This is a genomic window from Dietzia sp. SYD-A1 (assembly GCF_015356725.1).
Taxonomy (GTDB): Bacteria; Actinomycetota; Actinomycetes; order Mycobacteriales; family Mycobacteriaceae; genus Dietzia.
In genome coordinates, this window is the sequence record NZ_JADDKI010000309.1 from 1 (window position 1) to 4,833 (window position 4,833).

The 4,833-nt window shown below is 70.6% G+C and carries 4 protein-coding genes; 2 read left to right on the top strand and 2 right to left on the bottom strand.

What is annotated here, in order from left to right:
- Nucleotides 1-489: Sir2 family NAD-dependent protein deacetylase (locus tag IY392_RS12645; RefSeq protein WP_304511149.1), on the bottom strand; the 489-nt coding region annotated here is incomplete at its 3' end.
- Nucleotides 490-526: 37 nt separating this feature from the next.
- On the bottom strand, nt 527-1,219 hold the full coding sequence (locus IY392_RS12650) for a hypothetical protein (protein WP_194305641.1): 693 nt from the start codon (nt 1,217-1,219) through the stop codon (nt 527-529).
- A 339-nt stretch (nt 1,220-1,558) separates the two neighbouring features.
- On the opposite strand from IY392_RS12650, the gene typA reads away from it, so the two are divergent.
- Both typA and IY392_RS12660 read left to right on the top strand, forming a co-directional pair.
- Nucleotides 1,559-3,481, top strand: coding sequence for a translational GTPase TypA (typA, locus tag IY392_RS12655; RefSeq protein WP_194861408.1), 1,923 nt, complete (start codon nt 1,559-1,561; stop codon nt 3,479-3,481).
- A 17-nt stretch (nt 3,482-3,498) separates the two neighbouring features.
- On the top strand, nt 3,499-4,833 hold a 1,335-nt coding region (locus IY392_RS12660), incomplete at its 3' end, for an ABC transporter family substrate-binding protein (RefSeq protein ID WP_194861409.1).

Below are 4,833 nucleotides of genomic sequence, written 5' to 3' on the forward strand. Positions count from 1 at the left end.
GACCACGCCCGGTCGCGCCCGCCCCCCACACCTGGAGCACGACGGCGGGGCGAGCCGGTCGACGGGGACGGTCGGCGCGGGCCCCACCTCGATCGCCGTCTCACACGTGTCGCACCGGTGCGCGAAGAGGCTGCCATGGAGATGGAGGACGTCGGAGGACCCCGCCCGTTCGTGCAGGTCGTCGACGTTCTGTGTCACCACGGTCACGCGGCGGCCCCCGGCGGCCCGCGCGATCGCCAGATGGCCGGCATTGGGCTCGGCGGAACCGACGAGGTGCTCGCGCCAGCGGTACCAGGCCCACACCGCGTCCCGGTCGCGGTCCCAGGCCTCAGGTGTGGCGAGCGCGGCGGGGTCGTGGCGTGCCCACAATCCGGTCTGCGCGTCCCGGAAGGTGGGTACCCCGCTCTCCGCGCTCATTACGGCACCCGTGAGAACGACGAGAGGCCCGTCGCCGGCGAGGGCGAGACGGGCCTTGCTCGTGTCGTTCATGACGGGGTGGGGACGGTCGGGCCCCACGCCGCGGGGGTCACGGGACGTACGCGGAACCCACCAGCGGCAGGGAGACACAGTTGGAGGTCCCTCCACCGGCGAGGGTGGTCGTGACGCCCCCCTGCAGGAGCATCAGCACCTGGCCCGGGCCGGTGTCGGCGACGCCGTTGAGGGTCGCCGGCCCGCCCTCGTTGATCCCGTTGTAGCTGAGCACCGTGGTGCCCCGTCGACCGTTGGTGATGTTGAACCAGTCCACCGTCATGGGCTGGACCTGCTGCGGTGCGACACCCTCGGTGCCGAGGGCGGTGAAGACGAAGCCGAGCTGACCGCCCGGGATACCGGGCAGGGGAAGACCGGCGGGGCCCGGCACGGCGGTGGCGGCCCCGACCGCGGTCTGCTCCCCGTCGATGCAGTTCTGCATGATCGTCGGATAGGCGAACTGGGCGATCACCGGACCGTTCGTGGGGATCGGGGTGCCCGGCTCGCCGGACCCGCGGAAGAATCCGACCAACCGGGCGATGGTGCCCCGGGTCTCCTCCGGGATCCACTGCTGCTCGGAGAGGTTCTCGATGGCCTGCAGGACCGGCTCGGTCGGCCGCCCCAGCTCGTCCAGTGACTGGGCGCTCGCGGAGGCCGGGACGGCGAGCGACACCGCCATGGCGGCGGCGGCACCGAGACCGAGGGTCCTGAACGAGTTCCTGAGCGAGTGGCGGATCACTGGCGAGTCCATTCTTCGGATGAGGCGGACGGACCGGTCGGCGGGCCGACCAATCGACGGCTCGATGCTCTCACAACGGTGACAGCTGTGGATACCGGAGGCCCTGCTGCTGGGGCTTCTGAGGCCAGTGTGGCAGAAGATACTTGTGATGTAAATAACAGGAGCCTCGTGCGTGCGGCCCCGCGCGCTCGGGATGACGGCTCGGAGGCCGATACGGGTAATGTGGACGCGCACGCGCGCTCCGACGGACGCGCCTGTGGATCACGCGGACGTCCCGCAGATTCCCACCACGCGCCCGGCGACCGCACAGTCACCCGTGGCGCCGAAAGCCTCTGAGGGAGAACCCACCGTATGGCCCTGACCGAGTTCCGCAACGTCGCCATCGTCGCGCACGTCGACCATGGCAAGACGACACTCGTCGACGCGATGCTGCGCCAGTCCGGAGCGTTCGACGAACGCGCGGAGCTCGTGGACAGGGTCATGGACTCGGGGGATCTCGAGCGCGAGAAGGGGATCACGATCCTCGCGAAGAACACCGCCGTACGGCGGCCGGGCGCGGGGGCGGGCGGCGCGGACCTGGTCCTCAACATCATCGACACCCCCGGTCACGCGGACTTCGGCGGGGAGGTGGAGCGTGGCCTGAACATGGTCGACGGCGTGGTCCTGCTCATCGACTCCTCCGAGGGGCCGCTCCCACAGACCCGTTTCGTGTTGCGCAAGGCGCTCGCCGCGTCCCTGCCCGTCATCATCGTCGTCAACAAGACCGACCGGCCGGACGCCCGCATCGACGAGGTGGTCGAGGAGGCCCAGGACCTGCTGATCGACCTGGCCTCGGATCTGGAGGACCCCGCCGCCCAGGCCGCCGCGGAGCACGCACTCGAACTCCCCGTGGTCTTCGCCTCGGGTCGCGCGGGTAAGGCGTCCACCACCCAGCCCGCGAACGGCCAGGAGCCGGACGCGGAGAACCTCGACGACTTCTTCAAGCTCCTCTACGAGGTGATCCCCGCCCCCCGCGGCGACGCCGACGCGCCGCTCCAGGCCCACGTCACCAACCTGGACGCCTCCAACTTCCTCGGCCGGATCGGCCTGGTGCGCATCCACAACGGGCGTCTGCGCAAGGGCCAGCAGGTCGCGTGGATCCACCACCTCGCCGACGGCGAGACGGAGACGAAGTCCGTCCGCATCTCGGAGCTGCTGGCGACCAAAGGCGTCGAGCGCGTTCCCACCGAGGAGGCCGTGGCCGGAGACATCGTGGCGGTGGCCGGGATCAGCGACATCATGATCGGCGACACCCTCGCCGATCCGGAGAACCCGGTCGCGCTCCCCAAGATCACGGTCGACGAACCGGCGATCTCGATGACCATCGGCGTCAACACCTCGCCGCTCGCCGGACGGAACGGCGGCACGAAACTCACGGCGCGGATGGTCAAGGCGCGGCTCGACCAGGAACTGGTGGGCAACGTCTCGCTCAAGGTCATCGACACCGAGCGTCCCGACGACTGGGAGGTGCAGGGCCGCGGTGAGATGGCGCTGTCCATCCTCGTCGAGACCATGCGCCGCGAGGGCTTCGAGCTCACCGTCGGCAAGCCCCAGGTGGTCACCCGCCGGATCGACGGCAAGGTCCACGAGCCGATGGAGCACATGACCATCGACGTGCCGGAGGAGTACCTCGGTGCGGTCACCCAGCTCATGGCCGCCCGCAAGGGTCGCATGGAGCAGATGAGCAACCACGGCACCGGATGGGTCCGGATGGAGTTCACCGTCCCGGCCAGGGGTCTCATCGGCTTCCGCACGACCTTCATGACCGAGACGCGGGGAGCCGGCATCGCCAACTCCGTGTCGGCCGGGTACGAGCCCTGGGTCGGGGAGATCCGCTCGCGGCACACCGGCTCCCTCGTGGCGGACCGCGCCGGCAAGGCCACCGCGTTCGCCCTGCTGGGTCTGGCCGATCGCGGCGACTTCTTCATCGAACCCGGTTCCGAGGTCTACGAAGGGGTCGTCGTGGGCGAGAACCCGCGCTCCGAGGACATGGACGTCAACATCACCAAGGAGAAGAAGCTCACCAACATGCGTGCGGCGTCCTGTGACGCGACCGAGACGTTGTCCAAGCACCGCAACCTCTCGCTGGAGGAGGCCATGGAGTTCTGCGCCGGCGACGAGTGTGTGGAGGTCGGACCGGACGCCGTCCGCGTGCGCAAGGTGCTGCTCACCGCCAACGAGCGGGCCAAGGCCCGTAGCAGGTCCAAGTCCCGCGAGCAGCAGTCGGTCAGCTGACGAGGGCCCCGGTGGCGATGAAGGGGGCGTCGGGCCGTCGGCGCGGTACCGCCGTGCTGGCCGGCGTGCTCTCCCTCGTCGTCCTCGCGGGGTGCGTGGCCGACCCGCCCCCTCCCACCGTGGTGGGGGAGGACGGTGTCGACGGGGAGACCGTCAGCCTGTCGAGTGGCGGAGTCCTGCTGGCTCTCGACCGCGTCGACCCGGGATTCAACCCACATCTGCTGGCCGACCAGGGGGTCGACACGGATCTGGTGGCCTCCTTACTGCTGCCCAGCGCCTTCGTCCCCGGTCCGGATGGGCACCCGGTGCTCAACCGCGACCTCCTGGTGTCCGCGGAGCCCCGGCCGGCAGATCCGCGGACCATCCGGTACACCATCGATCCCCAGGCCCAGTGGACCGATGGTGTGCCGGTCGCGGCGGAGGACTTCGAATACCTCTGGCGACAGATGACCACCCAGCCCGGGGTCGTCGATCCCGCCGGCTATGAGCAGATCGTGGAGGTCCGGTCGGGTGCCGGAGGCAAGGTCGTGGACGTGGTCTTCGACTCCCCGCCGGAGGACTGGCAGACCCTGTTCGCCGACCTGTTGCCCGGGCACATCCTCAAGGACGCCCCGGACGGATTCCAGGGCGCGATGGCCCGACTTCCCGCGATGAGCGCGGGGCCGTACATGATCCGTGTCGCCGACATCGGCCGCGGCGAGATCGAGTTCGTCCGCAACGACCGGTACTGGGCTCGGGCACCGGAGCTCGATCAGATCCTCGTCCGGCGGGCGACCGGGGCCGGCCAACTCGGTGCGGCGTTGCGCGGTGGGCCGGGATCGCTCGCGATGGTCGCGGCCACCCCGTTGGCCTCAGACGTCTCGGCCACCGTCCCCGGGATCCGCTCTGTGACCGTGGACGCCTCGGCCCAGCTCGAGTTGGGCTTCAACACCGTCGCCCCGGCGGTACGCGACCCGGCGGTCCGGCGCGGCCTCGCGGCGGCGGTCGACCCCGAAGTGGTCGGTCGGGTCGTCACCGGGCAGTCCGACCCGGGCGTCACGTCGTACCCGTTCCCGCCGGGGGCCGCCGCCACCGCGACCGCCGACACCGGTGGCGTGGAGCGTGCGCTCGGTGACGCCGGGTTCACCCGTACGGGACCCCGATGGGAGCGTGACGGGGAACCGCTGAGCGTGACGCTCGGGGTCGAGGCGGAGGACGACAGGGCGCTCACCGCCGCGTTCACGCTCGCGGATCAGCTCCGCGGGGCAGGTATCGGGGCCCGCGTCTGGGAGCTCGACGCGGTCGCACTGTACGGGGACGCGCTCCCGCACGGTCTGGTGGACGCCGTCGTCGGGTGGCAACGGGTCGACGGA

Excerpts from the sequence above, each read along its gene's own strand:
- IY392_RS12650 (WP_194305641.1), bottom strand. The coding sequence starts at position 1,219 with ATGGACTCGCCAGTGATCCGCCACTCGCTCAGGAACTCGTTCAGGACC.
- typA (WP_194861408.1), top strand. The coding sequence starts at position 1,559 with ATGGCCCTGACCGAGTTCCGCAACGTCGCCATCGTCGCGCACGTCGAC.